This is a genomic window from Conyzicola nivalis, from assembly GCF_014639655.1.
GTDB classification, from domain to species: Bacteria; Actinomycetota; Actinomycetes; order Actinomycetales; family Microbacteriaceae; genus Conyzicola; species Conyzicola nivalis.
The window spans coordinates 856563-882369 of sequence record NZ_BMGB01000001.1; the positions used below are offsets into that span (position 1 = coordinate 856563).

General features: G+C 69.1%; 24 protein-coding genes and 1 tRNA gene. 3 read left to right on the forward strand and 22 right to left on the reverse strand.

Features of this window, described 5'->3' with window-relative positions; translation table 11 throughout:
- Positions 1–45 precede the first annotated feature (45 nt).
- Positions 46–651 carry an ANTAR domain-containing response regulator gene (locus tag IEV96_RS04155; protein ID WP_188509423.1) on the reverse strand — a complete coding sequence of 202 codons (606 nt, stop codon included), beginning with the start codon at positions 649–651 and terminating at the stop codon, positions 46–48.
- Between the two features lie 38 nt (positions 652–689).
- Here IEV96_RS04155 and IEV96_RS04160 point away from each other — a divergent pair.
- Both IEV96_RS04160 and IEV96_RS04165 read left to right on the forward strand, forming a co-directional pair.
- Positions 690–772 (forward strand) — tRNA-Leu (locus IEV96_RS04160).
- Between the two features lie 285 nt (positions 773–1057).
- Positions 1058–1240 carry a hypothetical protein gene (locus IEV96_RS04165; protein ID WP_188509424.1) on the forward strand — a complete coding sequence of 61 codons (183 nt, stop codon included), beginning with the start codon at positions 1058–1060 and terminating at the stop codon, positions 1238–1240.
- Between the two features lie 84 nt (positions 1241–1324).
- Here IEV96_RS04165 and pyk read toward each other — a convergent pair whose 3' ends face one another.
- The 14 genes from pyk to IEV96_RS04235 form a co-directional block, all read right to left on the reverse strand.
- A complete protein-coding gene (gene pyk, locus IEV96_RS04170) occupies positions 1325–2773 on the reverse strand; it encodes a pyruvate kinase (protein ID WP_188509425.1) in 1449 nt (482 codons plus the stop codon).
- A 66-nt stretch (positions 2774–2839) separates the two neighbouring features.
- Positions 2840–4297, reverse strand: coding sequence for a glutamate synthase subunit beta (locus tag IEV96_RS04175; RefSeq protein ID WP_188509426.1), 1458 nt, complete (start codon positions 4295–4297; stop codon positions 2840–2842).
- Complete coding sequence (gene gltB, locus IEV96_RS04180) at positions 4290–8867, reverse strand: glutamate synthase large subunit (RefSeq protein WP_188509427.1); 4578 nt, start codon at positions 8865–8867, stop codon at positions 4290–4292. Before gltB ends, IEV96_RS04175 begins: the two co-directional genes overlap by 8 nt.
- 75 nt (positions 8868–8942) lie before the next feature.
- The gene (lgt, locus tag IEV96_RS04185; protein ID WP_188509428.1) at positions 8943–9977 is read right to left on the reverse strand and encodes a prolipoprotein diacylglyceryl transferase; all 1035 of its coding nucleotides are present in this window, start codon (positions 9975–9977) and stop codon (positions 8943–8945) included.
- Positions 9978–10043: 66 nt separating this feature from the next.
- The gene (trpA, locus tag IEV96_RS04190; protein WP_188509429.1) at positions 10044–10826 is read right to left on the reverse strand and encodes a tryptophan synthase subunit alpha; all 783 of its coding nucleotides are present in this window, start codon (positions 10824–10826) and stop codon (positions 10044–10046) included.
- Positions 10823–12073, reverse strand: coding sequence for a tryptophan synthase subunit beta (gene trpB / locus IEV96_RS04195; protein ID WP_188509430.1), 1251 nt, complete (start codon positions 12071–12073; stop codon positions 10823–10825). Before trpB ends, trpA begins: the two co-directional genes overlap by 4 nt.
- The gene (gene trpC / locus IEV96_RS04200; RefSeq protein ID WP_188509431.1) at positions 12073–12843 is read right to left on the reverse strand and encodes an indole-3-glycerol phosphate synthase TrpC; all 771 of its coding nucleotides are present in this window, start codon (positions 12841–12843) and stop codon (positions 12073–12075) included. The genes trpB and trpC overlap by 1 nt, the downstream gene beginning before the upstream one ends.
- A 1-nt stretch (position 12844) precedes the next feature.
- Complete coding sequence (locus IEV96_RS04205) at positions 12845–13075, reverse strand: DUF6704 family protein (RefSeq protein ID WP_188509432.1); 231 nt, start codon at positions 13073–13075, stop codon at positions 12845–12847.
- A 93-nt stretch (positions 13076–13168) separates the two neighbouring features.
- Positions 13169–13771: a Trp biosynthesis-associated membrane protein gene (locus IEV96_RS04210; RefSeq protein ID WP_229733043.1), complete on the reverse strand. Its 603-nt coding sequence runs from the start codon at positions 13769–13771 to the stop codon at positions 13169–13171.
- Positions 13768–15306 carry an anthranilate synthase component I gene (locus IEV96_RS04215; protein ID WP_188509433.1) on the reverse strand — a complete coding sequence of 513 codons (1539 nt, stop codon included), beginning with the start codon at positions 15304–15306 and terminating at the stop codon, positions 13768–13770. The genes IEV96_RS04210 and IEV96_RS04215 overlap by 4 nt, the downstream gene beginning before the upstream one ends.
- Positions 15303–15683 carry a phosphoribosyl-AMP cyclohydrolase gene (gene hisI / locus IEV96_RS04220; RefSeq protein WP_188509434.1) on the reverse strand — a complete coding sequence of 127 codons (381 nt, stop codon included), beginning with the start codon at positions 15681–15683 and terminating at the stop codon, positions 15303–15305. The genes IEV96_RS04215 and hisI overlap by 4 nt, the downstream gene beginning before the upstream one ends.
- Positions 15680–16441 (reverse strand): imidazole glycerol phosphate synthase subunit HisF, encoded by a 762-nt coding sequence (gene hisF / locus IEV96_RS04225; RefSeq protein ID WP_188509435.1) that lies wholly within the window; start codon positions 16439–16441, stop codon positions 15680–15682. Before hisF ends, hisI begins: the two co-directional genes overlap by 4 nt.
- Positions 16442–16443: 2 nt before the next feature.
- Positions 16444–17283 (reverse strand): ATP phosphoribosyltransferase, encoded by an 840-nt coding sequence (gene hisG / locus IEV96_RS04230; protein ID WP_188509436.1) that lies wholly within the window; start codon positions 17281–17283, stop codon positions 16444–16446.
- 45 nt (positions 17284–17328) lie between these two features.
- Entirely contained in the window at positions 17329–17592 is a 264-nt protein-coding gene (locus IEV96_RS04235; RefSeq protein WP_188509437.1) for a phosphoribosyl-ATP diphosphatase, read from the reverse strand.
- A 62-nt stretch (positions 17593–17654) separates the two neighbouring features.
- On the opposite strand from IEV96_RS04235, the gene IEV96_RS04240 reads away from it, so the two are divergent.
- On the forward strand, positions 17655–18608 hold the full coding sequence (locus IEV96_RS04240) for an LLM class flavin-dependent oxidoreductase (RefSeq protein WP_188509438.1): 954 nt from the start codon (positions 17655–17657) through the stop codon (positions 18606–18608).
- A gap of 61 nt (positions 18609–18669) precedes the next feature.
- On the opposite strand, the gene IEV96_RS04245 is transcribed toward IEV96_RS04240, so the two are convergent.
- The 7 genes from IEV96_RS04245 to fmt form a co-directional block, all read right to left on the reverse strand.
- A complete protein-coding gene (locus IEV96_RS04245) occupies positions 18670–19044 on the reverse strand; it encodes an FKBP-type peptidyl-prolyl cis-trans isomerase (RefSeq protein ID WP_184235498.1) in 375 nt (124 codons plus the stop codon).
- Positions 19045–19475: 431 nt separating this feature from the next.
- Positions 19476–20882 carry an 8-oxoguanine deaminase gene (locus tag IEV96_RS04250; protein ID WP_188509439.1) on the reverse strand — a complete coding sequence of 469 codons (1407 nt, stop codon included), beginning with the start codon at positions 20880–20882 and terminating at the stop codon, positions 19476–19478.
- Positions 20883–20898: 16 nt separating this feature from the next.
- Entirely contained in the window at positions 20899–21663 is a 765-nt protein-coding gene (locus IEV96_RS04255) for a nucleoside phosphorylase (protein WP_188509440.1), read from the reverse strand.
- Positions 21664–21675: 12 nt separating this feature from the next.
- Positions 21676–22653 (reverse strand): nucleoside hydrolase, encoded by a 978-nt coding sequence (locus IEV96_RS04260; protein ID WP_188509441.1) that lies wholly within the window; start codon positions 22651–22653, stop codon positions 21676–21678.
- Positions 22654–22731: 78 nt separating this feature from the next.
- Complete coding sequence (gene rpe, locus IEV96_RS04265; RefSeq protein WP_188509442.1) at positions 22732–23391, reverse strand: ribulose-phosphate 3-epimerase; 660 nt, start codon at positions 23389–23391, stop codon at positions 22732–22734.
- A gap of 2 nt (positions 23392–23393) precedes the next feature.
- Positions 23394–24755 (reverse strand): RsmB/NOP family class I SAM-dependent RNA methyltransferase, encoded by a 1362-nt coding sequence (locus tag IEV96_RS04270; RefSeq protein ID WP_188509443.1) that lies wholly within the window; start codon positions 24753–24755, stop codon positions 23394–23396.
- A complete protein-coding gene (gene fmt, locus IEV96_RS04275) occupies positions 24752–25690 on the reverse strand; it encodes a methionyl-tRNA formyltransferase (RefSeq protein ID WP_188511121.1) in 939 nt (312 codons plus the stop codon). Before fmt ends, IEV96_RS04270 begins: the two co-directional genes overlap by 4 nt.
- Positions 25691–25807: the final 117 nt, after the last annotated feature.

Genomic DNA, 25807 nt, shown 5'->3' on the forward strand with positions numbered 1-25807 from the left:
AGAGCGGGCCCGGCACCGAGGGTGACGGGCCCGATCGCGGCGGTGCTACTTCTTGGCGCTCAGCTGCTCGATGATCGCCTGGGCGACGTCGTGCATGGTGAGGCGGCGGTCCATGGACGCCTTCTGGATCCAGCGGAACGCCTCGGGCTCGGTGAGCCCCATCTTCTCGTTCAGGAGGCCCTTCGCGCGGTCGACGAGCTTGCGGGTCTCGAAACGCTCGACCAGGTCGGCGACCTCGGCCTCCAGCGTGATGATCTGCGTGTAGCGGCTGAGGGCGATCTCGATCGCGGGCAGCAGGTCGTTGGGTGTGAACGGCTTGACGACATAGGCGAGGGCGCCGGCCTCGGACGCGCGTTCGACCAGTTCCTTCTGGCTGAACGCGGTGAGCAGCACGACGGGCGCGATGTGGTTCTTGGTGAGTCGCTCCGCGGCGGAGATGCCGTCGAGCTGGGGCATCTTCACGTCCATGATGACGAGGTCGGGGCGGAGTTCGGTGGCGAGGGCTACTGCCGTCTCGCCGTCACCGGCTTCTCCGACGACTTCGAAGCCGTTGTCGCGGAGGATCTCGACGATGTCCATGCGGATCAGGGACTCGTCTTCTGCCACCACTACTCGACGGGGAGCGGCCGGGGTTGATTCTTGGTCAGTCACGTTATCGAGCCTACGGTATTCTTTGACAGTTGTTGTGCGCCGGATTGGCGGAATGGCAGACGCGGAGCACTCAAAATGCTTTGCTCGAAAGGGCGTGCGAGTTCGAGTCTCGCATCCGGCACAACGGAGGAACGGCGCGGTCAGCGGTACGGCCGCCGCGGGCGGGTAACTATAAACCCGCGGTCGACGGCTGTATAGCCCCCGGTCGCGGTCTACCGCGGCGCGTACATTCACCAGTGAACGACGTTTCGCGTGGCACAACCTCCCGGTCGGTCCGCGAACCCGCTCCGCCATCTTCTGCGACTCGCAGGAAGGTGACGTGGGGCGGTGGCGGCCAGCCCTGCCACCGCCTCAAAAGCCCCGCCGCCGCGACGGACGCGGCGATCGCCACCTCCGAGGAGACGCCATGTCTGACACCGACGCCCGCAATGACAGCCCAGGGGACGAGCTCGACCCGGCGCCCGGGCTCAGCGGGACCGCCGACACGGAAGACGGCGTCCTCTCCCCCGGTTCCACCGCGACCGGAGCGGGCACGACCGACGCCGACGTGACCGACGGGCGGGAGCAGAAGCTCCCCCGCGTCGACTAACCCGCAGACGGGAACGACGAAGGGCCGGGCAGTCGAAACTGCCCGGCCCTTCGTCGTTCCTGTGTGCGGCCGGTCTCCCCGCGGCTACTCGACGACCGCGTAAGCGGGCGCCACAGCGTTCTTCGCATCGCCCACGCGGTGCACGCGCAGGTCGTTGGTGAAGCCCGAGATTCCGGGAGGCGAACCGGAGATGACGACGACGACATCGCCGACCTGGGCCAGGCCCTCGCCGAGCAGGATCTCGTCGACCTGGATGTACATCGCGTCGGTGTGGGTGACCCGCTCGACGACGTAGGAGTCGATGCCCCAGATGAGAGCCATGCGTCGACGGATCGCGGGATCCGGCGTGAAGGCCTTCATCGGGACGTTGAAACGCAGGCGCGACATGCGACGTGCCGAGTCGCCCGACTCGGTGAAGATGCAGACGTACTTCGCCTCGACGAAGGTCGCCACCTCGGCGGCGGCGAGGGTGATCGCGCCGCCCTGCGTGCGGGGCTTGGTGCCCAGCTCGGGGATGCGCTCGAGTCCGTGCTCCTCGGTGGAGGCCACGATGCGTGCCATGGTCTGCACGGTGATGACGGGGTACTCGCCGACGCTGGTCTCGCCGCTGAGCATCACGGCGTCCGCGCCATCCAGAACAGCGTTCGCGACGTCGGATGTCTCGGCTCGCGTGGGCACGGGGCTGGAGATCATCGACTCGAGCATCTGCGTCGCGACGATGACCGGCTTGGCCATACGGCGGGACAGTTCGACCGCGCGCTTCTGCACGATCGGCACGGCCTCGAGCGGAAGCTCGACACCGAGGTCGCCGCGGGCGACCATGATCGCGTCGAACGCGTCGATGATGGCCTCGAGGTTGTCGACGGCCTGAGGCTTCTCGATCTTGGCGATGACGGGCACGCGACGGCCCTCCTCCTCCATGATCTCGTGCACGCGCACGATGTCGGTGGCGTCACGCACGAACGACAGGGCGATGAGGTCGCAGCCGAGGCGGAGGCCCCAACGCAGGTCGTCCTCGTCCTTTTCGCTGAGCGCGGGCACGTTGACGGCGACGCCGGGCAGGTTGATGCCCTTGTTGTTCGACACGGCGCCGGCGACGATGACGACCGTCGAGACGACGGGACCCTCGACGCCGGTGACCTGCACCTTGACCTTGCCGTCGTCGATGAGCAGGAAGTCGCCGGGGCTGACGTCCTGAGGGAGTCCCTTGAACGTCGTGCCGGAGAGTTCGCGCGTTCCGACCACGTCTTCTGTGGTGATCTTGAAGACGTCGCCGACGGCGAGGTCGTACGGACCGCCCTCGAACTTGCCCAGACGGATCTTCGGACCCTGCAGGTCGACCATCACGGCGACGGCGCGACCGGAGTCGTCCGCTGCCTGGCGCACGTTGGCGTACACGGCCTCGTGAACGTCGTACGAACCGTGGCTGAGGTTCATTCTCGCCACGTCGACGCCCGCGTCGATGATCGCGCGGATGTTTTCATAGCTGGAGGTTGCCGGGCCGAGCGTAGCGACGATTTTCGCGCGTCTCATGAGTTCCTTCTGTGGTGGTGGATTGAATCGGGTGGAGAACTGGTCGGTGGTCGAGCGTGGAGAAACCTAGATCGCGATCGCGTGATCGGTCGGCTTGACCGGGAACGGCAGTTGCGTCGTCCCTTCAAGGTACCGATCAACCGCGGATGCCGCAGCACGCCCTTCGGCGATTGCCCAGACGATGAGCGACTGCCCGCGACCCGCGTCGCCGGCGATGAAGACGCCGGATTCGCTCGTCTGGTACTCGCCATCGCGGCCGAGGTTGCCTTTCGCGTCGATCGGAACCGGGAGCTGGCTGTCGATCGTGTCGGTCTCTGGGCCGGTGAAGCCCATCGCGAGCAGCACGAGGTCGGCGGGGATTTCACGTTCCGTTCCCGCCTTGGGAACCCGGCGTCCATCGAGGTACTCGGTTTCGGCGACGCGGATCGCGCGCACCTCGCCCGCCTCGTTCGACAGGAACTCGATGGTCGACGCGAGGAAGACCCGCTCGCCGCCCTCTTCGTGGGCGCTCGACACCTCGAACAGGGTCGGTGTCATCGGCCACGGCTGGTGGTCGGGACGCTCGGACGCGGGCTGCACGCCGATCGCGAGGTTGGTGACGGAGAGCGCGTGCTGGCGGTGCGCGGTGCCGATGCAGTCGGCTCCGGTGTCGCCGCCACCGAGGACCACGACGTGCTTGCCCTCGGCGTGGATCTGCTCGGCGACCGAGTCGCCGGCACCCACGCGGTTCTGCTGGACGAGGTAATCCATGGCGAAGTGCACGCCGAGCAGGTCGCGGCCGGGGATCGGCAGGTCGCGCGGCACGGTGGCGCCGGTCGCCACGATCACGGCGTCGTAGCGGGCGCGCAGGTCGCTCCACGAGATGTCGACACCGATGGTGACGCCGGCGCGGAAACGGGTTCCCTCGGCTTGCATCTGCGCGAGGCGCGCTTCGATGTGCTTCTTCTCCATCTTGAAATCGGGGATGCCGTAGCGCAGCAGGCCGCCGATGCGGTCGTCACGCTCGAACACGGCGACGGTGTGGCCGGCGCGCGTCAGCTGCTGGGCGGCCGCGAGACCGGCGGGGCCGGAGCCGACGACGGCGACGGTCTTGCCGGTGAGGCGCTCGGGCGGGTGCGGTGTGACCCAGCCCTTCTGGTAGGCCTCGTCGATGATGGAGACTTCGACGTTCTTGATCGTGACCGCGGGCTGGTTGATGCCGAGGACGCAGGATGATTCGCACGGTGCCGGGCACAGGCGGCCGGTGAACTCGGGGAAGTTGTTCGTGGCGTGCAGGCGTTCGATGGCCTGGTGGCCTTCGCCGCGCCACATCAGGTCGTTCCACTCGGGGATCAGGTTGCCGAGCGGGCAGCCCTGGTGGCAGAACGGGATGCCGCAGTCCATGCAGCGGCCGGCCTGCTTACGCACGGTGGCCGAGTCTCCCTGCTCGTAGACCTCTTTCCAGTCCATCAGCCGCAGTGCGACGGGGCGACGAGCCGGGAGCTCGCGCTCCTTTACCTTCAGGAATCCCTTCGGATCAGCCACCGGTAACCTCCATGATTCTCGACCAGACAACATCGCCGTCGGGGTCGAGACCCTCGGCGACGGCCGTCTGGCGTGTTGCAATGACCGCTGCGTAGTCGCGAGGCAGAACCTTCACGAATCGCTCGATCGTCTCGTCAATGGTGTCGAGCATCCGTCTCGCGACGGCGGACCCGGTCTCGTCGAAGTGACGCTGCAAGAGGTCGGTGAGGATCTCCACGTCGGCGCTTCCGAGGGGCAGCAGCGTGAGTTCGCCGCTAGCGAGCGAGTCGGGGTTGACCCGCTCGTTGCGCAGGTCGTAGACGTACGCGGTTCCGCCCGACATTCCCGCGCCGAGGTTGCGGCCGGTCTCGCCGAGGATGACCGCGAGGCCGCCCGTCATGTACTCGAGGGCGTGGTCTCCCACTCCCTCGACGACGGCGGTCGCACCCGAGTTGCGCACGAGAAACCGCTCGCCCACGATTCCGCGCAGGAACATCGAACCCTGCGTGGCTCCGTAGCCGATGACGTTTCCGGCGATCACGTTGTTCTCGGCCGCGAAGCTGCTGCGAGCGTCGGGCAGCACGACGATCTCGCCGCCGCACAGGCCCTTGCCAACGTAGTCGTTGCTGTCGCCGACGAGACGCAGCCGGATGCCGCTCGGCAGGAAGGCGCCGAGCGATTGGCCGGCGGTGCCGGACAGGTTCACCTGGATGGTTCCGGAGGGCAGGCCGTTCTCGCCGTGGCGGAGGGTGACCGCGTTGCCCAGCATGGTTCCGACGGCTCGCTCGGTGTTCTTGATCGGCAGGTCGATGACCACGGGGGTGCCGTGCTCGAGCGCGTTCTCGCTCTGCCGGATCAGCTCGACATCGAAGTGCTTCTCGAGCTCGTGGTCCTGCGCGCGGAAGTTACGGCGCGGCGCGTCATCCGCGAACTGCGGTCCGACCAGCACCGGTGTGAGGTCGAGTCCGTCGGCCTTCCAGTGTTCGATGGCGCCGTTCACGTCGAGCATCTCGTGGTGGCCGACCGCCTCTTCGATCGAGCGGAAACCGAGGGCGGAAAGGTACTCGCGCACCTCCTGGGCCAGGAACTCGAAGAAGTTGACGACGAACTCGGGCTTGCCGGTGAAGCGGGCGCGCAACTCGGGGTTCTGCGTCGCGATGCCGACGGGGCAGGTGTCGAGGTGGCAGACGCGCATCATGACGCAGCCCTCGACGACGAGGGGCGCGGTCGCGAAACCGAACTCCTCCGCGCCGAGCAGTGCGCCGACGATGACGTCGCGGCCCGTCTTCATCTGGCCGTCGACCTGCACGACCACGCGGTCGCGCATGCCGTTGAGCATGAGGGTCTGCTGGGTCTCGGCGAGGCCGAGCTCCCACGGGGTTCCGGCGTGCTTGAGCGAGTTGAGCGGGCTGGCGCCCGTTCCGCCGTCGTGGCCCGAGACGAGCACGACGTCGGCGAGGGCCTTCGTCACGCCGGCCGCGACCGCGCCGATTCCCGACTGGCTCACGAGCTTCACGTGCACCCGGGCGACCGGGTTGGCGCGCTTGACGTCGAAGATGAGCTGCTTGAGGTCTTCGATCGAGTAGATGTCGTGGTGCGGGGGCGGCGAGATGAGGCCGACACCGGCGGTCGCGTGGCGGGTGCGCGCGATCCACGGGTAGACCTTGGTGGGCGGCAGCTGGCCGCCCTCGCCGGGCTTGGCACCCTGCGCCATCTTGAGCTGGATGTCGGTCGAGTGCGTCAGGTACATGCTCGTGACGCCGAAGCGGCCGGACGCGACCTGCTTGATGGCGCTGCGACGCGTCGGGTCGATCAGGCGGTCGGTGTCTTCGCCGCCCTCGCCCGTGTTGCTCTTCGCGCCGATCGAGTTCATGGCGATCGCGAGCGTCTCGTGGGCCTCGGCGCTGATCGAGCCGTAGCTCATCGCGCCGGTCGAGAAGCGCTTGACGATCGACGACACGGGTTCGACCTCGTCGATGGGCACGACGGGGCGCTGACCGGTCTTGAACTCGAACAACCCGCGGATGGTCATGAGCTTCGAGGCCTGGTCGTCGACGAGCTTCGTGTACTCGCGGAAGATGTCGTACCGGCGGGCGCGCGTGGCGTGCTGCAGCCGGAACACGGTGTCGGGGTTGAAGAGGTGCGGCGGACCCTCGCGACGCCACTGGTACTCGCCGCCGGTCGCGAGACGCTCGTGCGCGCTGATGGCGCCGTCGTCGGGGTAGGCGGCCTCGTGGCGCGCGGCGCTCTCGGCCGCGATCACCTCGAGGCCGACACCGCCGAGCAGGCTCGACGTTCCGGTGAAGTACTGGTCGACGAAGGCCTGCTCGAGGCCGACCGCCTCGAACGCCTGGGCGCCCGCGTACGAGGAGACGACCGAGATGCCCATCTTCGACATGATCTTGAGAACGCCCTTGCCGAGCGCCTTGATCAGGTTCTTTACGGCCTTCTCGGGAGTGACACCGGTGAGCATGCCGTTGCGGACGAGCTCTTCGGCGGTCTCCATGGCCAGGTACGGGTTGATGGCGGAGGCGCCGTAGCCGACGAGCAGCGCGATGTGGTGCACCTCGCGCACGTCGCCCGCCTCGACGATGATGCCGACCTTCATGCGGTTCTCGCGGCGGATCAGGTGGTGGTGGATCGCCGCGAGCATAAGCAGCGACGGAACCGGCGCGTACTCCTTGTTCGAGTCGCGGTCGGACAGCACGATGAACTGCGCGCCGGCGTCGATCGCCTCGTCGACCTCGTCGCACATGGCCTTGAGGCGCTTCTCGAGCGCCTTCGGTCCCTTGTCGACGCGGTACAGGCCCTTGATCGTCGTTGTGAGACGGCTGCCGGGGGTCGGGTCGATGTGCTGGATTTTGGCGAGCTCGTCGTTGTCGATCACGGGGAAGTCGAGGATGACCTGGCGCGCGTGCTCGGGCGTCGCCGCGAGCAGGTTGCGCTCGGGGCCGAGCCCGAGCTTCATCGAGGTGACCACCTCTTCGCGGATCGAGTCGAGCGGCGGGTTCGTGACCTGGGCGAACTGCTGCGTGAAGTAGTCGAACAGCAGGCGCGGGCGCTCGGACAACACCGCGATGGGCGTGTCGGAACCCATGGCCCCGAGCGGCTCGGCGCCGTTCTTGGCCATCGGCATGATCATGATGCGCACTTCTTCTTCGGTGTAGCCGAAGGTGCGCTGGCGGCGGGTGACCGAGGCGGGCGTGTGCACGATGTGCTCGCGGTCGGGCAGGTCTTTCAGGTGGATGCGCCCCTGGTCGAGCCACTCGCCGTACGGCGCGGAGGAGGCCAGCTCGCCCTTGATGTCGTCGTCTTCGATGATGCGTCCGGCCTCGGTGTCGACGAGGAACATCTTGCCCGGGCGCAGGCGGCCCTTGCGCACGACCTTGGCCGGGTCGATGTCGAGCACGCCGATCTCGCTCGCCAGCACGACGAGGCCGTCGTCGGTGACGAGGAAACGGCCGGGGCGGAGCCCGTTGCGGTCGAGGGTGGCGCCGACGAGCGAGCCGTCGGTGAAGACGAGGGCGGCGGGGCCGTCCCACGGCTCCATGAGCATCGCGTGGTACTCGTAGAACGCCTTGCGGGCGGCCTCGACGTCGGTCTGGTTCTCCCAGGCCTCCGGCACCATCATCATGATCGAGTGCGGGAGCGAGCGGCCGGTCAGGCTGAGCAGCTCGACGACCTCGTCGAACGACGCGGAGTCGCTCGAACCGGGGGTGTTGATCGGCAGCAGGCTGGGGATGTCGCCGAGCAGCTCGGACTCGAGCTGCGACTGGCGGGCGCGCATCCAGTTGCGGTTGCCCTGCACCGTGTTGATCTCGCCGTTGTGCGCGATCATGCGGAAGGGCTGCGCGAGCGGCCACGAGGGGAAGGTGTTGGTCGAGTAGCGCGAGTGCACGAGCGCGAGCTTCGAGGCGAAACGCTCGTCGCCGAGGTCGGGGTAGAACGGCTCCAGCTGCAGCGTGGTGACCATGCCCTTGTAGACCAGGGTTCGGCTGGAGAGCGAGGGGAAATACGCGCCGAAGCCGTGCTCGGCCCGCTTGCGCAGGCGGTAGACCTGGCGGTCGAGTTCGATTCCGGAGATCAGCGACCCCGTGTCATCCGTTCTCGTGGAAGCGAGGAACAGCTGCTCGAACACGGGCATCGCCGCGCGCGCCAGGTCGCCGACCTGGTCGGGGCGCACCGGCACGTCGCGCCAGCCGAGGACGGTGAGGCCCTCCTCTTTCGCGATCGACGCGATGCCGGCCTTGATGGCGGCTCGGTCGTCGTCTTCGACGGGAAGGAACGACATGCCGACCGCATAGCTGCCGGCGGGCGGCAGCTCGAAGCCCGAGACGGCGCGCAGGAACTCGTCGGGGATCTGGGTGATGATGCCCGCTCCGTCGCCGGTGCCGGCATCGGAGCCGATGGCGCCGCGGTGTTCGAGGTGACGCAGGGCGTCGAGCGCGGCATCGATGATGTCGTGCCCCGCGGTTCCGCGGAGTGTGGCCACCATCGCCAAGCCGCAGGCGTCTTTCTCACGACGGGGGTCGTAGAGGCCTGTCGCCTGGGGCGTGGTGCTGAAGCGCTGGAGTGCTGGCGTGAGAGCCATCAAAGTCCGTCCTCACGATGTGTTGGTACGTGTGGGACGTCGGCGGCCCATCGGGTGTCAGAGGTGGCCCTGTCGTCAGGACTTGGCGCCTTCTACGCTTTGTGCGGAGCCGCTTGTGGCGGTACCGCTTGGGACGAGCTCTTCGGTGGGGGACGCGGCGTCATTGCCTGGTTCGTCGGTGTCCGAATAGGTCTCTTCTGATTCTACCCCAGTGCCCGGCTTGACCCATCCTCGACCCGCGACGTAGGGGCTGGGCTCGAGGCCGGTGTGGCGCCTGTTCTGCACCACGATGATCACGATTCCGATGATCACGGCGAAAATAGCCGCCCAAACGTTACTCCGCAGGCCGAAGAAGACCTCGCTCGGGTCGATGCGGATCGACTCGAAAACGGTGCGGCCGAGGCCGTACCAGACGAGGTAGAGGCCGAGGACCTTGCCCCACTGCAGGCGCATCTTGCGCTCGATGATGAGGATGAGGGCGAAACCGACGAGGTTCCAGATGATCTCGTAGAGGAACGTCGGGTGGAACAGCGTGCCCTCGGGGAGGCCGGCCGGGTAGGCGGGGTTCGACGACTCGATCTCGAGGCCCCACGGCAGGTCGGTGGGCTGGCCGAAGAGCTCGTGGTTGAACCAGTTGCCGACGCGGCCGAAAGCCTGGGCCAGCAGAAGCGCGGGCGCCACGGCGTCGGCGAAGGTCCAGAAGCGGATGCCCGAGAAACGGCAGCCGATCCACGCGCCGATGGCGCCGCCGATGAGCGACCCGAAGATGGCGATGCCGCCCTCCCAGACCGCGAATACGCGCCACCATTCCTGACCGTTGAAGTAGTCGTCGGTGTGGGTCAGCACGTGGAAGATGCGGGCGCCGATGATGCCGAGGGGAACCGCCCAGATGATGATGTCGAGCACGACGCCCGGCTCCGCGCCGCGACGTGTGAGGCGGTGGTTCGTGAGCAGTGTCGCAGCGACGATGCCGATCAGGATGCAGATGGCGTAGGCGTGGATGTTCAGGTCGAAAGCGAAGCCGGTGAATCCGATGTCACGGATCCACTGGCCGAGGTTGAAGACCTGCCACGCGTAGTCGGGGCTGGGGATACTGAGGGGTGCGGACACGAGGCGGAAACCTTTCGGGGTGTGCGAAGACGTAGTAAGACTAGCCCCGTCAGGGCCGTGGTTTGGTTACGGTCGGGTGCCGGCGCTGAGGGCGGCGGCGGTGCGCGCGACGGCGTCCACTCCCCCGTCGGCGAGTGCCTTGACCAGGGCCGAGCCGACAATGGCGCCGTCGGCATAGCTGAGCACCTCGCGCACCTGGTCGCCCGTGGAGATGCCGATTCCGACGCAGGCGCTCGTGGCACCGGCGTCTCGCAGACGGGCAACGAGCGAGCGGGCCGCCGAATCGACGTCCTGGCGGGCACCCGTGATACCCATCGTCGAGACGGCGTAGACGAAGCCCCTGCTCTTCTCGACGGCCTGCGCGAGGCGGGCATCCGAGGACGAGGGAGCGGCGAGGAAGACGCGGTCGAGCCCGGTACGGTCGGATGCCGCGAGCCAGTCCTTGGCTTCGTCGGGCACGAGGTCGGGCGTGATGAGGCCCGCGCCGCCCGCGGCGAGCAGTTCGTCGGCGAAACGTTCGACGCCGAACTGGATGACGGGGTTCCAGTAGGTCATCACCAGCACGGGGGCGTCGACGCGCGCCGTGATGGCGGCGACGGCCTCGATGCCGTGCTTGAGGCGGAAGCCGTTACGCAGGGCGATCTCGGTCGCGTGCTGGATGACGGGGCCGTCCATCACCGGGTCGGAGTAGGGCAGGCCGAGTTCGAGAACGTCGACGCCGTTCTCGACGAGGGCCACCGCGGCCTCGATGCTGGTGTCCAGATCGGGGAACCCGGCCGGCAGGTAGCCGACGAGGGCACCGGAACCGGCGTCGGTGCGCACGCGGATGGCGTTCTCGACGGCGCTCATCGTTCGGCTCCCTCGTCGACGGGGGCGAGGTCGCCCTCGGCCAGAGCCTCGGCATCGAGGATGTCGAAGTACTTGCCCGCCGTCTCCATGTCTTTGTCGCCACGGCCGGAGAGGTTCACCAGGATGACGGCGTCGGGACCCAGCTCCTTGCCCAGCTTGATCGTGCCGGCGAGGGCGTGGGCCGACTCGATGGCGGGGATGATGCCCTCGGTGCGGCTGAGCAGGCGCAGCGCCTGCATGGCCTCGTCGTCGGTGATCGGCAGGTAGGTCGCGCGGCCGAGGTCGTGAAGCCAGGAGTGCTCAGGACCGACGCCCGGGTAGTCGAGACCGGCGGAGATGGAGTGCGAGTCGGTGGTCTGGCCGTCTTCGTCCTGCAGCATGTAGCTGCGGGCGCCGTGCAGCACGCCGGGACGCCCGCGCGTGATGGTCGCGGCGTGACGCTCGGTGAGGTGGCCGTCGCCCGCGGCCTCGTAACCGTAGAGCGCGACATCCGGATCATCGAGGAAGGCGTGGAAGATCCCGATGGCGTTGCTGCCGCCTCCGACGCAGGCGGTGACCGCGGTGGGCAGGCTACCGGTGAGGTCGATGACCTGCTGGCGCGCCTCCTCGCCGATGATCTTCTGGAAGTCGCGCACCATAGCGGGGAACGGGTGCGGGCCGGCGACGGTGCCGAAGATGTAGTTGGTCGTGTCGACGCTCGCGACCCACTCGCGGTAGGCCTCGTTGATCGCGTCCTTGAGGGTGCGCGTTCCGGTCGTGACCGACACGACCTCGGCGCCGAGGAGGCGCATGCGGGCAACATTGAGGGCCTGGCGGTCGGTGTCGACCTCACCCATGTAGATGACGCACTCGAGGCCGAAGAGGGCGGCGGCGGTGGCCGTGGCCACGCCGTGCTGGCCCGCGCCGGTCTCGGCGATCACCCGGGTCTTGCCGATGCGCTTGGTGAGCAGCGCTTGGCCGAGCACGTTGTTGATCTTGTGCGAACCGGTGTGGTTGAGGTCCTCGCGCTTGAGGATGATGCGGGCACCCCCCGCGTGCTCCGCGAAGCGGGGAACCTCGGTGATGATCGAGGGACGACCGGTGTAGGTCTTGTGCAGTGCCGACAGTTCGGCGGCGAATTCGGGGTCGGACTTCGTGAGCTCGTACGCCGCGCTCAGTTCGTCGAGGGCGGCGACGAGGGACTCGGGAACGAATCGCCCGCCGAACTCGCCGAAGTAGGGGCCGATCTCGTCGCGCAGGTGGGTCATCAGGAACCAAGGAATTCTGTGAGGGTGGCGACGGGATCGCCCGTGACGAGCGCTTCGCCGATGAGGACCACGTCGGCGCCGGCCGCGCGGTAGTGGGCGACGTCGGCGGGCGTCTTGACCGCGGACTCCGCGACCCGGATGACTCCGGCGGGGATGCGGTCGGCGAGGGTGCCGAAGAGGTTCTGGTCGAGTTCGAAGGTCGACAGGTTGCGCGCGTTGACACCGACGAGCTGCGCCCCCAGGTCGATCGCGCGGTCGAGCTCGTCGGCCGTGTGGGTCTCGACCAGCGCAGTCATGCCGAGCTGGTTGATCAGGTCGTACAACTCGGTGAGAAGGGGGGTCTCGAGGGCCGCCACGATGAGCAGCACGAGGTCTGCTCCGGCGGCGCGCGCCTCGAACACCTGGTAGGGCTCGGCGACGAAGTCTTTGCGCAGCACCGGCAGCGACACCGCGGCGCGGACGGCCTCCAGGTCGGCGAGCGAACCGCCGAACTTACGCCCCTCGGTGAGCACGCTGATGACGCTCGCTCCCCCGGTTTCATAGGCGAGGGCGAGGGCAGCGGGATCGGGGATCTCCGCGAGGGCACCGCGGGACGGGCTGGAGCGCTTGACCTCGGCGATGATCTTGACCCGGTCGGATGGCGCGAGTTGGGCGAGGGCGTCGAGGGCCGCCGGGCGCGCCAGAGCGGCCGACTCGACGTCGGCCAGACTGCGGATCGCCCGACGCTCCGAAGCGTCTGCGAGAGCTCCGGCTACGAGGGAGTCGAGCACTCTAGTCGTGTGCCTTCGGCGCGTACTTCGTGCCACCGACGCCGTAGCCGAGTCGCGCGAGGACGACGCCGGTCAGCAGACCGAGCACGGCGAGAACGCCGGAGGCGACCACGAGCCACGGCAGGTCGAACCAGAAGAACAGGGTGCCGAGCAGGAAGGCGACCAGCATGATGATCACGGCAGTCCATGCGGCGGGCGAGTTGCCATGTCCGGAATCAGACTCGATGGTCATGACGCTCCATTCGTTGTTGTTGCCATTGTTGTTTGGCGGTAAAACTCTATCGCGAGCGGGCGGGTGTCACCGACTCGGGGCCAGCGCGGCGCGCTAGTCGTTGGTGGTCGGGTCCTTGCCGCCGCTGAGCGAATCCCAGTCGTCGACGGAGGTGCGCTGGGCGTCCGCGGGTTCGAGACGCGCGGCCTGGTACTTGCGTGTCGCGGTGGGCCAGGTGCGGCTCGTCACGATGATCGCGACGCCGGCCAGGATGATCAGCACGCCGCAGACGATCACGAGCCACGGCCAGAAGCCGCCGTCGATGGTGTCGACGAGGTCGGCGACGGAACTGGCACCGGACACGCCGGTCGCGGTCGAGATGGCCGAGGCGGATGCGGCCACCGGGTCATCGGCCGCGAGAACCCCCGAGAACACTACGGCCACCCCGATGAGCGACTCGAGAGCGCCGAAGACGACCCGGAATACCGGTCCGGCGATGCTCAGCGCACCCACGAGCACGAGACTGGTGAGGGCGAGCGCGGAGAGCGCGGGTGCGGCGACCTGGCCGTCGACGTCGATCGTCGTGCCGTCGACCAGCGTGACACCGAACCACACCTGGGTCCACGACACGAGGGTCAGGATCGCGAGCACGGCGCTGGCCAGGATGACCATCGACTTGGTGCGGCGCGGAGCGCGCCGGGTCGGGGCGTCGGTCACTGCACCCTCCGCATCGCGTTCGCCACGGCGACGGCACGCAGCGGAGCGGCGGCCTTGTTCTGCGACTCGAGGTGCTCGGCCGCGGGGTCGGAGTCGGCGACGAGGCCGGCCCCCGCCTGCACGCGCGCCATGCCGCCGACGATCGTCGTCGTGCGGATCGCGATGGCCAGGTCGAGGTCGCCGGCGAAGTCGAAGTAGCCGACGACTCCCCCGTAGACGCCACGCTGGGCGGGTTCCAGCTCGTCGATGATCTCGAGGGCGCGCGGCTTCGGCGCGCCCGAGAGCGTGCCGGCCGGGAAGGTGGCCGTGAAGACCTCGATCGGCGTGGCATCCGGCCTCAGGTTGCCCTCTACACTCGACACGAGGTGCATGATGTGGCTGAACCGCTCCACCTGCATGAACTCGGTCACCTCGACCGTGCCAGGCGTGCACACCTTCAGCAGGTCGTTGCGGGCCAGGTCGACGAGCATGAGGTGCTCGGAGCGTTCCTTCTCGTCGGCGAGCAGTTCGACGGCGAGTTCGAGGTCGCGTTCGATGTTCTCGGCGCGCGGGCGGGAACCGGCGATCGGGTGCATGTGCACGCGGCCGTCCTGCACCTTCACCAGCGCCTCGGGGCTGGAGCCGACGATCTGGTACGGCTCGCCGTCGGTGTCGACGAGCGTGAGCAGGTACATGTACGGCGAGGGGTTGAGGGTGCGCAGCACGCGGTACACGTCGATGGCGTCGGCGGTGATCTCGTGGTCGAACCGCTGCGAGACGACGACCTGGAAGACGTCGCCGTCGCGGATGTACTTCTTCGAACGCTCGATCGACTCGGCGTACTCGGCCTCGGTGGTGCGCGGGATCGGCTCGGCCTGGATCGACAGGTCGACCTCGGCGAGCCACGCCTCGCTCGGCTCGGCGAGGGTCGACTGCATGGCGTCGAGGCGTCGCTGCGCGCCGGTCCACGCGTCGTCGTTGCTCTCCGCGCCGTCGCCGAGGGCGGTCGCGATGAGCAGCACCGTGCCGTCGCGGTGGTCGATGACGACGAGCTCGGAGACGAAACTCAGCGCTTGGCCGGGCACGCTGAAGTCGGCCGGCGGCACGTTCTCCAGGTTCTCGATCTGGCGGATGGCCTCCCAGCCGATGAAGCCGACGAGTCCGCCGGTGAGCGGCGGGTGGCCGTCGACGTGCGGGGTGCTCCAGCGTTCGTGCAGGTGGGCGAGCGCCGCGAGGGGGCCGACCGGCACCTCGGCGCCCACGAAGTCGGCGCCGAGGGCCCGCTCGGCGCTCATGCCGTAGTCGAGCCAGGAGAACCGCTGCTCGCGCTGCGTGAGCACACCGAAGCTCGCCGCACCGACGAATGAGAACCGCGACCAGATGCCGCCCTGCTCGGCGGACTCGAGCAGGAAGGTGCCCGGCTTGCCCGCCGCGAGCTTGCGGTAGATGCCGACGGGGGTCTCGCCGTCGGCGAAGAGCTCGCGGATGACGGGCACGACCCGGTGGCCGGCGTCGAGGCGGGTGTCGAAGTCGGCGCGCGAGGTGGTGTTGGTCATTGCGCGTGTCCGATCTTCGGAGCGAGGGCGTCGACGTCGAAGCAGGCGTGCGCGCCGGTGTGGCAGGCGGGGCCGATCTGGTCGACGGTGACGAGCAGTGTGTCGGCGTCGCAGTCGAGCGCGGCTCCGCGCACGAACTGCACGTTGCCGCTCGTGTCGCCCTTGCGCCAGTACTCCTGACGGCTGCGCGACCAGTAGGTCACGCGGCCCTCGGTGAGGGTGCGGCGCAGCGCCTCGGCGTCCATGTAGCCGAGCATGAGGACCTCTTTCGAGTCCCACTGCTGCACGATCGCCGGCATCAGCCCGCCGTCTTTGAAGGCGGCACGCTCGATCACGGCTTCCACGGTCTCCGCCGTGAGTTCGATCGAACCGGTCATCTCGTCACCACTCCGCTCTCGGCCAGCGCGCGCTTCACGTCGGCGACTGTCAATTCTCCATTGTGGAAGACGGATGCCGCCAGAACCGCGTCGGCGCCGGCCGCAATGGCCGGGGCGAAGTGTTCGAGCTTGCCTGCTCCGCCGCTCGCGATGACGGGCACCCGGCTGATCTCGCGCATCGCGGTGATCAGCTCGAGGTCGTACCCCGTCTTCATGCCGTCGGCGTCGATCGAGTTGACCAGCAGCTCGCCCGCCCCGCGTTCGATCGCCTCGACCGCCCAGGCGAGCGCGTCGATCGTCGTCTCGGTGCGGCCGCCGTGGGTCGTGACCACAAAACCGCTCGGAACGGTGGTGCTGCGCTTGACGTCGAGGCTGAGCACGACGCACTGCGCGCCGAACCGGTCGGCGATCTCGTCGATCAGGCCGGGTCGGGCGATCGCGGCGCTGTTGACGCCGACCTTGTCGGCACCGCTCGCCTGCAGCCGTGACACGTCTTCGGTGGATCGCACGCCTCCACCGACGGTGAGCGGGATGAACACCTGCTCGGCCGTGGCCCGCACGACGTCGTACATCGTGTCGCGGTTGTCGACGGTGGCCTTCACGTCGAGGAAGGTGATCTCGTCGGCGCCCTGCTCGTAGTAGGTCCGCGCCAGTTCGATCGGGTCGCCGGCGTCACGCAGGTTGAGGAAGTTGACGCCCTTGACCACGCGCCCGGCCGCGACGTCGAGGCATGGGATGACCCGCACTGCCACGCCCACGGTCAGATCCTCGCGGCGTGGATCGAGCTGACGAGGATGGCCCGCGCGCCCAGGTCGTAGAGCGCGTCCATCACGTGGTTGGTGTCGGCCCGGTTCACCATCGCCCGCACGGCGACCCACTCGGGGTCGTGCAGCGGCGAGATGGTCGGGCTCTCGAGCCCCGGGGTGATCGCCGTGGCGGCCTCGACGAGCGCGACGGGAACGTCGTAGTCGACGAGCACGAACTGGCGGGCCACGAGGACACCCTGCAGGCGGCGCTGCAGCGTCGCGATGGCCGCGAGGTCGCTCTTGGCGCTGATGAGAACCGCCGTCGACTCGAGGATCACCGGGCCGAAGATTTCGAGACCCTGGGCGCGCAGGGTGGAACCGGTGCTCACGACGTCGGCGACGGCATCCGCAACACCGAGTTTGATGGCCGACTCGACGGCCCCGTCGAGGCTGACCAGTTTGGCGGTGACACCGTGCTTGGCGAGGAAGTCGCCGACGAGACCGGGGTAGCTGGTCGCGACACGCACCCCCTCGAGGTCGCCCAGTTCGGCGAAGGCGCCGGGGCGGCCGGCGAAACGGAACGTGGAGCCGCCGAAGTCGAGGGCTGCGATCTCCGCCGCCTCCGAGCCGGAGTCGAGCAGCAGGTCACGGCCGGTGATGCCGACGTCGAGGGCACCCGAGCCCACGTAGGTGGCGATGTCGCGGGGACGCAGGTAGAAGAACTCCACGTCGTTGCGCGGGTCGCTCGCGCTCAGCGCGCGGGGGTCGCGGCGGCCGAGGTAGCCGGCCTCGAGCAGCATCTCTGCGGCAGTTTCGCTCAGTGAACCCTTGTTGGGCACTGCAATTCTCAGCATGGTCGAGCCTTTGTCTGGTGGTGGATGGCGCGGAGGAGGCGGGTTCTACAGATGTCGGTAGACATCGGCGGGGCTCAGACCCTTCGCGATCATCATCACCTGGAGGTGGTAGATGAGCTGCGAGATCTCCTCGGCGGCCTCGTCGTTCGACTGGAATTCGGCGGCCATCCACACTTCAGCGGCCTCTTCGACGATCTTCTTGCCGATCGCGTGCACGCCGGCGTCGAGTTCTGCGACCGTGCCCGATCCCTCGGGACGCGACACGGCCTTCTCGCTCAGCTCGGCAAACAGGTCGTCGAAAGTTTTCACGTGGTCAAGGGTACTAGGCGTGACGCCCGCTCCGCGCACGGTCACGGGGATAGAGTGCCAGCATGCTCAACGACCGCGCACTGGGTGTCTCCCTCCCCCGCAATCTGGCCGCCGACCGCATCGTCGACTTCGCCGAGGCGGCCGAGCGTCTCGGCTTCGACGAACTGTGGATCGTGGAGGACTGCTTCTTCCGCGGCGGCATCGCGCAGGCATCCGTCGCGCTCGCCGTCACCTCGACGATCCACGTCGGCATCGGCATCATGCCGGCCGCCGCGCGCAACGCGGCGTTCGCGACGCTCGAGGCCAACACCCTCGCCGAACTCTTTCCGGGCCGGGTGACGATCGGCGTCGGGCACGGCATGCCGGCCTGGATGCGACAGGTCGGCGCGTGGCCGGCGAGCCCGCTGACGATGCTCGAGGAGACGATCGTCGCGATGCGGTCGCTGCTGCACGCCGAGCGGGTGTCGGTCGAGGGACGCTACGTCCGCCTGCGCGACGTCGAACTGGAGAGCCCCGCCGCCGAGCCGCCACTGGTCGTTGCCGGGGTGCGTGGTCCGAAGTCGCTCGCGCTGTCGGGCCGGGTGGCCGACGGCACGGCGCTGGCGGAACCGGTCACCCCCGAGTATCTCGAAACGGTGCGCCGCCAGATCGCCGCGAGCCGGCCGCACCGCATCGTCGCGTACAACGTGGCGGCGGTTCATCCGGAGCCCTCCGTCGCGCGGGATCTGGCCCGCACCCGGCTGGACTGGGTGGGCGAACCGGACGGCCGGGTGCACATCGAACCGTTGCCGTTCGCCGAGGAGTTCTTCGCCCTGCGTGCGTCGGTGGCGTCTCCGGAAGCCTTCGCGGCCGCCCTTCCCGACGAGTGGGTGGATCAGCTCGCGGTCGTCGGCACGGTCGAGGCGGCACGGTCACGGCTCGACGAGCTGTACGCGGCGGGGGCGGACAGCGTCGTGCTGCTGCCTGCCGGTGACGACCCGTTCCAGGCGATCGAAGCGCTGGCGCAGCTGGTCTGACGGACGTCGGCTTAACGAGCGAGGGCCCGCCGATTTCTCGACGGGCCCGCGTGCGGTTCTGCTACTTCGTGCCGAGCAGGTCGATCACGAAGGTGAGGGTGCGACCCGAGAGGCGGTGTCCGCCGCCGACGGGGCCGTAGGCGAGCTCGGGCGGGCAGATCAGCTGGCGACGTCCGCCGACCTTCATGCCGGGGATGCCCTGCTGCCAGCCGGCGATGAGGCTGCCGAGCGGGAAGTTGATGCTCTGGCCGCGGCTCCAGCTGGAGTCGAACTCTTCGCCGCTCTCGAAGTCGACGCCGAGGTAGTGCACGTCGACGGTCGCGCCGGGCTGAGCCTCCGCGCCGGTTCCCTCTTCGATGTCGATGATCACGAGCTCGGTGGGCTCGGGGCCCTCGTAGAACTCGACTTCTGGCTTGGTCTTCGGTGAATCAGTCATGGGTCCATCCAAGCAGATTCGCAGCGCGCGACGCACGGGTTGCGCGCGGGTACGCCCACGGCGCAATCGGTGGGCGTTGACTCTCGCAACTCAGGCAGGAACAGCGGGCGGATGACTCGGGGCCCGGAAACCCGCGGGTGTGCGGCCGCGGCTCGGGTTTCTGCCTGAGTTGCGAGATCACGCCGCCTGATCCTCGGGCGGGCGATCATCATTCAGGACGGATGCCCGCCCGCGCGGCTCGTCGCGCGTAATGGCGCGGGATCGTGCTGGCCGCGGGCGCATCCGCCCTGAATCACGAACGTGGGCTCTCGCAACTCAGGCAGGAACAGCGGGCGGGTGACTCGGGGCCCGGAAACCCGCGGGTGTGCGGCCGCGGCTCGGGATTCTGCCTGAGTTGCGAGATCGGCGCGGGGTGGGCGGCGCAGCGGTGGTCAGGCGACGCCGGCGCGCTCGGCGAGGGCCGAGGCCGCACGGGTCGCCGTACGGGCGACGGTGCGCTCGTCGACGCGGGTGAGCTCGCCGTCGGCGACAACCGTGCGGCCGTGCACGAAGAGCCGGGTGACCGGCGGCTGGGCGCCCAGGGTGAGCGCCGCGACGGGGTCGGCGATTCCGGCGTGCTCGACGCCGTCGACCCGCCAGAGCACGAGGTCGGCCAGCTTGCCGACCTCGATCGAGCCGATCTCGTTCTGGCGTCCGAGCACACGGGCGCCGCCCATCGTCGCGATGTAGAGGCCCTGCCTCCCGGTCATGCCGTCTGCGCCCGCCCGCAGGCGGTTCATCAGCACGGCGTTGCGGATCTCGCTGCCGAGCTGCCCCGACTCGTTCGACGCCGAACCGTCGACGCCGAGGCCCACGGGCACCCCTGCGGCGAGAAGCTGCGGCACGGGCGCGATGCCCGCGGCGAGACGGGCGTTGGACGACGGGCAGTGCGCGACCCCCGTGCCCGTTGCGGCGAAGCGGTCGATCGCGTGCTCGTCGAGGTGTACGCAGTGCGCCATCCACACGTCGTCGCCCAACCACCCGAGGTCGTCGAGGTACTGGGTGGGAGTCTTGCCCCACTTCTCGAGGCAGAACGCGTCCTCCTCCACGGTCTCCGACCCGTGCGTGTGCAGGCGCACGTCCATCGAGCGGGCGAGCACCGCCGCCTCGGAGAGCAGGTCGGATGTCACGGAGAACGGCGAACACGGCGCGATCGCGATCTGCACCATCGCCTCCCGCGCGGGGTCGTGGTACTTCTCGACGGCGTCGGCGCTCGCCTGCAGGGCCGCCGACGTGGTCTCCACGGCGAAGTCCGGCGGCAGCCCGCCCTGCGAGCGGCCGAGGTCCATCGAGCCGCGGGTGCCGTGCAGCCGCACCCCGACGCGTGAGGCGGCCGCGATGATCCCGCCGAGGATGTCGCCCGATCCGGCCGGGAACACGTAGTGGTGGTCGGCAACGGTCGTGCACCCCGAGCGGGCGAGCACGGCGATGGCCGCTTCGGCGCCCGCCTCGACGAGGTCGGCGTCGATCATCGACCACGCCGGGTAGAGCGCGACGAGCCAGTCGAACAGGATCGAGTCCTGCGCCCAGCCGCGGGTGAGCCACTGGTAGAGGTGGTGGTGGGTGTTGACGAGTCCGGGAGTGAGCAGGTGGCCGGCACCGTCGATCAGCTCGACCGTGGGCGGCGAGGCCAGCCTCTCCCCCGACGGCCCGAGGCCGCGCACGGCCCACTCCGGCGCCAGCCCGTCGCCGACCCCGACGATCTCGGCGTCGTCGAACGCGACCCAGCCGGTCGGGTACTCGGTGCCGTGGGTGTCGACGGTGGCGATCGTGGCGCCGCTGATTATGGTGCGGATCATCGAACTTCGCTTTCCGCTAGAGGTCGAGGCTGACGGCGGTCTCGAGGGCGACCTCGATGCTACGCATCCAGCCCTCCTTCATAGCCGCATTCTTGTCGGAGTACAGGGACGCGCCGTCGACCAGGTTGCTGGAGGCGGCGCAGATCATGCCGGCGCGCAGGCCGCGCAGTCGCGCGACGACGTAGAGGGCCGAGCTCTCCATCTCGACGTTGAGGATGCCGAGCCGGTTGAGTTCGCTGATCCACTCCGGGCCTTCGGCGTAGAAGGCGTCGTCGCTGGCGTTGATTCCGGAGAAAACCTTTGTCGACGAGCCGGCCGAGAGTTCGAGGGCTATGCGATGCAGCTCGACCGCGATCTTTAGGTCGGGAACGGCCGGGAACCCGTGGTGCGCGTACGCGGCCGTCGTGCCGTCGTTGCGCAGTGTGCCCTCGCTGACGAGCAGGTCGCCCGGTTCGATACCCGCCTGCAGTCCGGCCGAGCTGCCGACGCGGATGAACGACGTGACACCCACGCGGGCGAGTTCCTCGACCGCGATGGCGGTCGAGGGGCAACCCATCCCGGTCGACGTCGCCGTGATGTGCTTGCCCTTGTAGTACCCGGTCATGGTGCGGTGCTCGCGCTGATGCGCGATGTCTTTCACGTCGGTCAGGAACTCGGCGATCATGGGCACCCGGAACGGGTCGCCCGGCAGCAGCGCGACCGAGCTCACCTCGCCCGGCGCGATACCGATGTGGTACTGGCGGACGCCCTGTCCTTCGGAGTTCTTGTCGACGACGGTCATGACTGTCCTATCTCAAGCGGTGAGCAGTTTGGCGAGCAGGGTCGGTGCGAAGTCGTCGTCGAGTTCGAGCACGACGCGCGCGTGGGCGCCGGACTGTTCCGGGAAGCCGTTGTACATGCCGCGCAGGTCGCAGATGGTCTGGCCGCGGCCGGGGCCGTCGGTGTGGTCGACGAGCACACGCACCACCGGGGCGGTCTTCAGCCCGACCTCGCCGAGCGCGACCGCCACGGCGAGCGGGTCGTGCAGCGCCGAGGCGCGGTGGCCGTAGACGCCCACGTAGAACTCGAAGTAGTAGTCGAGCATGTGGCCGAGGGCGACCGCGACGGGCCGGCCCGACTCGATGAGCGCCTCGCGGTGGTGCTCGAGGAAGACGTTGGGCATGGTCACGTCGAGGGGCACCATCGTGATGAACCAGTCGGCCGCGAAGACTTCCGCCGCGGCATCCGCATCGTTGGCGATATTCGCCTCGGCGACGGGCGTGATGTTGCCGGGCACGTTCGCGGCTCCGCCCATGAGCGTGAGTTCCTTGACCAAGCCGGGCAGCGCGGGATCGAGGCGCAGGGCGGCGGCGATGTTGGTGAGCGGGCCGATCGCGATGACGCGCAGCTCGCCCTCGTGCTCGTGGGCCAGGCGGACGAGCATCTGTTCCGCGGATTCGCCGTCGACGACGGATGACACGGACTTCGCTATCGCGACGTCGCCGATTCCGTTCGCCCCGTGCACGTGCGGGGCACCGCCGCGGAAGCTGCCCACCTGGGGGTCGTGCGCACCGACGGCCACCGGGATGTCGTCGCGGCCGGAGAGCGCGATCAGGTCGAGCGTGTTGTGGGCGCCGACGCTGGCGGAGACATTGCCGCTCACGCTTCCGATGCCGACGATCTCGATGCCGTTCGACTCGTCGGCGGCGGCCGCGAGGAGGTACGCGACCGCGAGGGCGTCGTCGATTCCGGTGTCGCAGTCGAGGTAGTAGGGGACGCGTGCGGTGGTCATGGTGCTCCGGTGGTTCTGAGGGTGGACGTGCCGATGCTAGCCGCGGAGTGTTTCCGGGCTGTTGCGGTGCCGGGTCGGCTAGTGCACGTGGGCCGCAGCGGCGGCGCGCAACGAGGCGATATTGTCGGCGGGCTCGCCGCGGAAGACGCTGGAACCGGCGACGAAGGTGTCGGCGCCCGCCTCGGCGGCGATCACGATCGTGTCGGCCGTGATGCCGCCGTCGACCTGGAGCCAGACGTCGAGGCCGGTCCTGGTCACCGCCTCGCGCAGCAGGCCGAGTTTGGGCATGGTCTCGGCCATGAAGCTCTGGCCGCCGAAGCCGGGCTCGACGGTCATCACGAGCACCTGGTCGAACTCGGGCAGCAGCTCGAGGAACGGCTCCACGGGTGTGCCCGGCTTGAGGGCGATGCCGGCGCGGGCACCGATGTCGCGCAGTTGACGTGCGAGGGAGACCGCGTCTTTCGCCGCCTCGGCGTGGAAGGTGACGGAGAAGGCGCCGAGTTCCGCGTATCCGGGCGCCCAGCGGTCGGGGTCGTCGATCATGAGGTGCACGTCGAGCGGGATGGCCGACAGCTCCTGCAGGCGCTCGGTCATCGTCGGCCCGAAGGTGAGGTTCGGCACGAAGTGGTTGTCCATGATGTCGACGTGCACGAGGTCGGCGGTCTGGATGCGCCCGAGTTCGCGCTCGAAGTTGGCGAAGTCGGCGGCGAGGATGCTGGGGTTGATACGCGCGGGCATGGCTAGACCTTACTGATGAGCTGGATGAACATGGCGTCGGTACCGTGGCGGTGCGGCCAGAGCTGCGCGTGGGGGGCATCGGGAAGATCGAGGGTCGCTTCGGTGACCGTCGCGAGCACCGCCGGGGTGTCGAGGCGCTCGATCGCGGCGCCCCACTTCTTGACGGCGCCCTCGACGATCACCTTCGACTCGGCGAGGTGCGGCGAGCACGTGACGTAGGCGAGCACACCGCCGGGCTTGAGCGCGGTGATCGCGGCGTTCAGGAGGTTCGACTGCAGCCCGGAGAGGTGGGCGACGTCGCGCGGCGACTTGCGCCAGCGCGCCTCGGGCCGACGACGCAGGGCGCCGAGACCGGTGCAGGGGGCGTCGATCAGGATGCGGTCGAACTCGTCGGCATGGTCGTCGCCGACGGTCGTGCCGTCGAGTTCCCACACCTCGGGGGCGGGTTCGAAGACCGCGAGGGCCTTGCGCACGAGCTCGGCGCGGGCCCGCACGACCTCGTTCGCGATGAGGGTGGCGCCGCCCTCCGAGGCCTCCGCGGCGAGCAGCGCGGCCTTGCCGCCCGGGCCCGCGCACAGGTCGAGCCAGCGCTCGCCCCTCTGGATAGGGCGCACCCGGCTGAGGGCGAGGGCGGCGAGCTGCGAGCCCTCGTCCTGCACCCGGGCGCGACCGGCGCGCACCGCCTCGAGCTGCAACGGGTCTCCCCCGTCGAGCACGGCACCTACCGGCGAGTAGGCGGCGGCGTACGCGTCGAGTTCGGCGACGGTGGACTCGCCGGGAAGTGCGACCAGGCTCACCCGCGGCGCGACGTTGTCGGCCTCGAGCAGTTCGTCGAGTTCGGCGTCCCGGCCCTCGGCGGCGAGGGCGGAGCGGAAGGCCCGGATGATCCAGACCGGGTGCGAGTACAGCACGGCGAGTCGCTCGTCGGCGTTCTTCGCGGCGTCGAGGGCCCGTTGCTGCCACTCGGCGGCCGGCGTGCGGGTGATGGTGCGCAGCACTCCGTTGACGAAGCCGGTGGCCGAGTTGGAGCCCACCGTCTTGGCGAGCTGCACCGACTCGTCCACGGCCGCGTGCTGGGCGACGCGCATCGACAGCAGCTGGTGGCAGGCGAGACGCAGGACGTCGAGGATGGCCGGATCGATCTTCTCCACCGGGCGTCCGGCCGCGAGGGCGATCACGGCGTCGTAGTAGCCCTGGCGGCGCAGCGTGCCGTAGGTCAGTTCGGTCGCGAGACCGGCGTCGGCTTCGGAGAGCTTAGCCCGCTGGAGCCGCACGGGCAGGAGGAGGTTCGCGTAGGCATCCGATTCACGCACCGCCAGGATGACGTCGAGCGCGATGCGGCGCGCGGGCTGCACGGCGCTCACTCGGCCACCGCCGGGGCGTCGACGACGGTCGCGGCGTCGGCCGGGCGACCACGCCACCAGTCGCCGGCGTTCATGGCCTTGCGCCCGGCCGGATGGACCGTCACGAGCTGCACGGGGTCTGTTGCTGTTCCAACGAGGATGAGCTTGCCTTCCTGGGCGAAGTGGCCGGGGGCGAGGCGCGGTGCGTCCCTCGCGATCGCGGCATCGATGATCTTGAGGCGCGCCCCGTCGAGCGTGGTGAAGGCTCCGGGCTCGGGGGTGACGCCGCGGACGAGGTTGACGACGTCGTGTGCGGGGCGGGTGAAGTCGACGAGCCCGTCGGCGAGGGTCAGTTTGGGGGCGAGGGTGACGTCGCCGACCTGCGGTTCGGCCCTGGCGTCGCCCTCGGCGATCGCGTCGACGACGGCCGCGAGCAATTCGGCGCCGCTCACGGCGAGCGAGTCGAGCAGGTGGCCCGCCGTCTCGTGGCCGCCGATCGACTGCGTGAACTGCCCGAAGACGTCTCCCGCGTCGAGTTCCGGAACCAGCTGGAAGACCGTCGCCCCGGTGAGATCGTCGCCCGCGATGATCGAACGCTGCACGGGAGCGGCACCCCGCCAGCGCGGCAGCAGCGAGAAGTGCAGGTTGATCCAGCCGTACTTCGGCGCGCTCAGCAGCGGCTCCCGCACGAGGCCGCCGTAGGCGACGATGACGCCGAGGTCGGGGCGCAGCGCGGTGATCGCCTCGGTCGCGTCGCCCGCGAGGCGGTTGGCCTTGATGGTCGGGATCCCGAGCTCGTCGGCGAGGCTCGCGACGGGGGTCGGGGTCAGGATGCCGCGGCGCCCCTGGGGCGAATCCTCACGGGTGACGACGGCGGCGACCTCGTGCCGTCCGGCGGCGAGGGCCGAGAGGCTCGGCACGGCGGCGGCGGGGCTGCCCGCGAAGACGAGGCGCAGAGAAGTCATTAGGTCATTCTCCCCCATCCGTGGATCTAGCTGGTTGAGTAGGTCGCTCAGCGACCGCATCGAAGCCCCGCCCAGGTCTCGATGCAGGCCGCAGGCGGCCCTACTCGA

Bases quoted from the DNA above. Each gene is read 5' to 3' on its own strand.
- IEV96_RS04165 (WP_188509424.1), top strand. From the start codon at position 1,058: ATGTCTGACACCGACGCCCGCAATGACAGCCCAGGGGACGAGCTCGAC.
- pyk (WP_188509425.1), bottom strand. From the start codon at position 2,773: ATGAGACGCGCGAAAATCGTCGCTACGCTCGGCCCGGCAACCTCCAGC.
- gltB (WP_188509427.1), bottom strand. From the start codon at position 8,867: ATGGCTCTCACGCCAGCACTCCAGCGCTTCAGCACCACGCCCCAGGCG.
- trpA (WP_188509429.1), bottom strand. From the start codon at position 10,826: ATGAGCGCCGTCGAGAACGCCATCCGCGTGCGCACCGACGCCGGTTCC.
- trpB (WP_188509430.1), bottom strand. From the start codon at position 12,073: ATGACCCACCTGCGCGACGAGATCGGCCCCTACTTCGGCGAGTTCGGC.
- IEV96_RS04205 (WP_188509432.1), bottom strand. From the start codon at position 13,075: ATGACCATCGAGTCTGATTCCGGACATGGCAACTCGCCCGCCGCATGG.
- IEV96_RS04215 (WP_188509433.1), bottom strand. From the start codon at position 15,306: ATGACCAACACCACCTCGCGCGCCGACTTCGACACCCGCCTCGACGCC.
- hisI (WP_188509434.1), bottom strand. From the start codon at position 15,683: ATGACCGGTTCGATCGAACTCACGGCGGAGACCGTGGAAGCCGTGATC.
- hisG (WP_188509436.1), bottom strand. From the start codon at position 17,283: ATGCTGAGAATTGCAGTGCCCAACAAGGGTTCACTGAGCGAAACTGCC.
- IEV96_RS04240 (WP_188509438.1), top strand. From the start codon at position 17,655: ATGCTCAACGACCGCGCACTGGGTGTCTCCCTCCCCCGCAATCTGGCC.
- IEV96_RS04245 (WP_184235498.1), bottom strand. From the start codon at position 19,044: ATGACTGATTCACCGAAGACCAAGCCAGAAGTCGAGTTCTACGAGGGC.
- IEV96_RS04250 (WP_188509439.1), bottom strand. From the start codon at position 20,882: ATGATCCGCACCATAATCAGCGGCGCCACGATCGCCACCGTCGACACC.
- IEV96_RS04255 (WP_188509440.1), bottom strand. From the start codon at position 21,663: ATGACCGTCGTCGACAAGAACTCCGAAGGACAGGGCGTCCGCCAGTAC.
- IEV96_RS04260 (WP_188509441.1), bottom strand. From the start codon at position 22,653: ATGACCACCGCACGCGTCCCCTACTACCTCGACTGCGACACCGGAATC.
- rpe (WP_188509442.1), bottom strand. From the start codon at position 23,391: ATGCCCGCGCGTATCAACCCCAGCATCCTCGCCGCCGACTTCGCCAAC.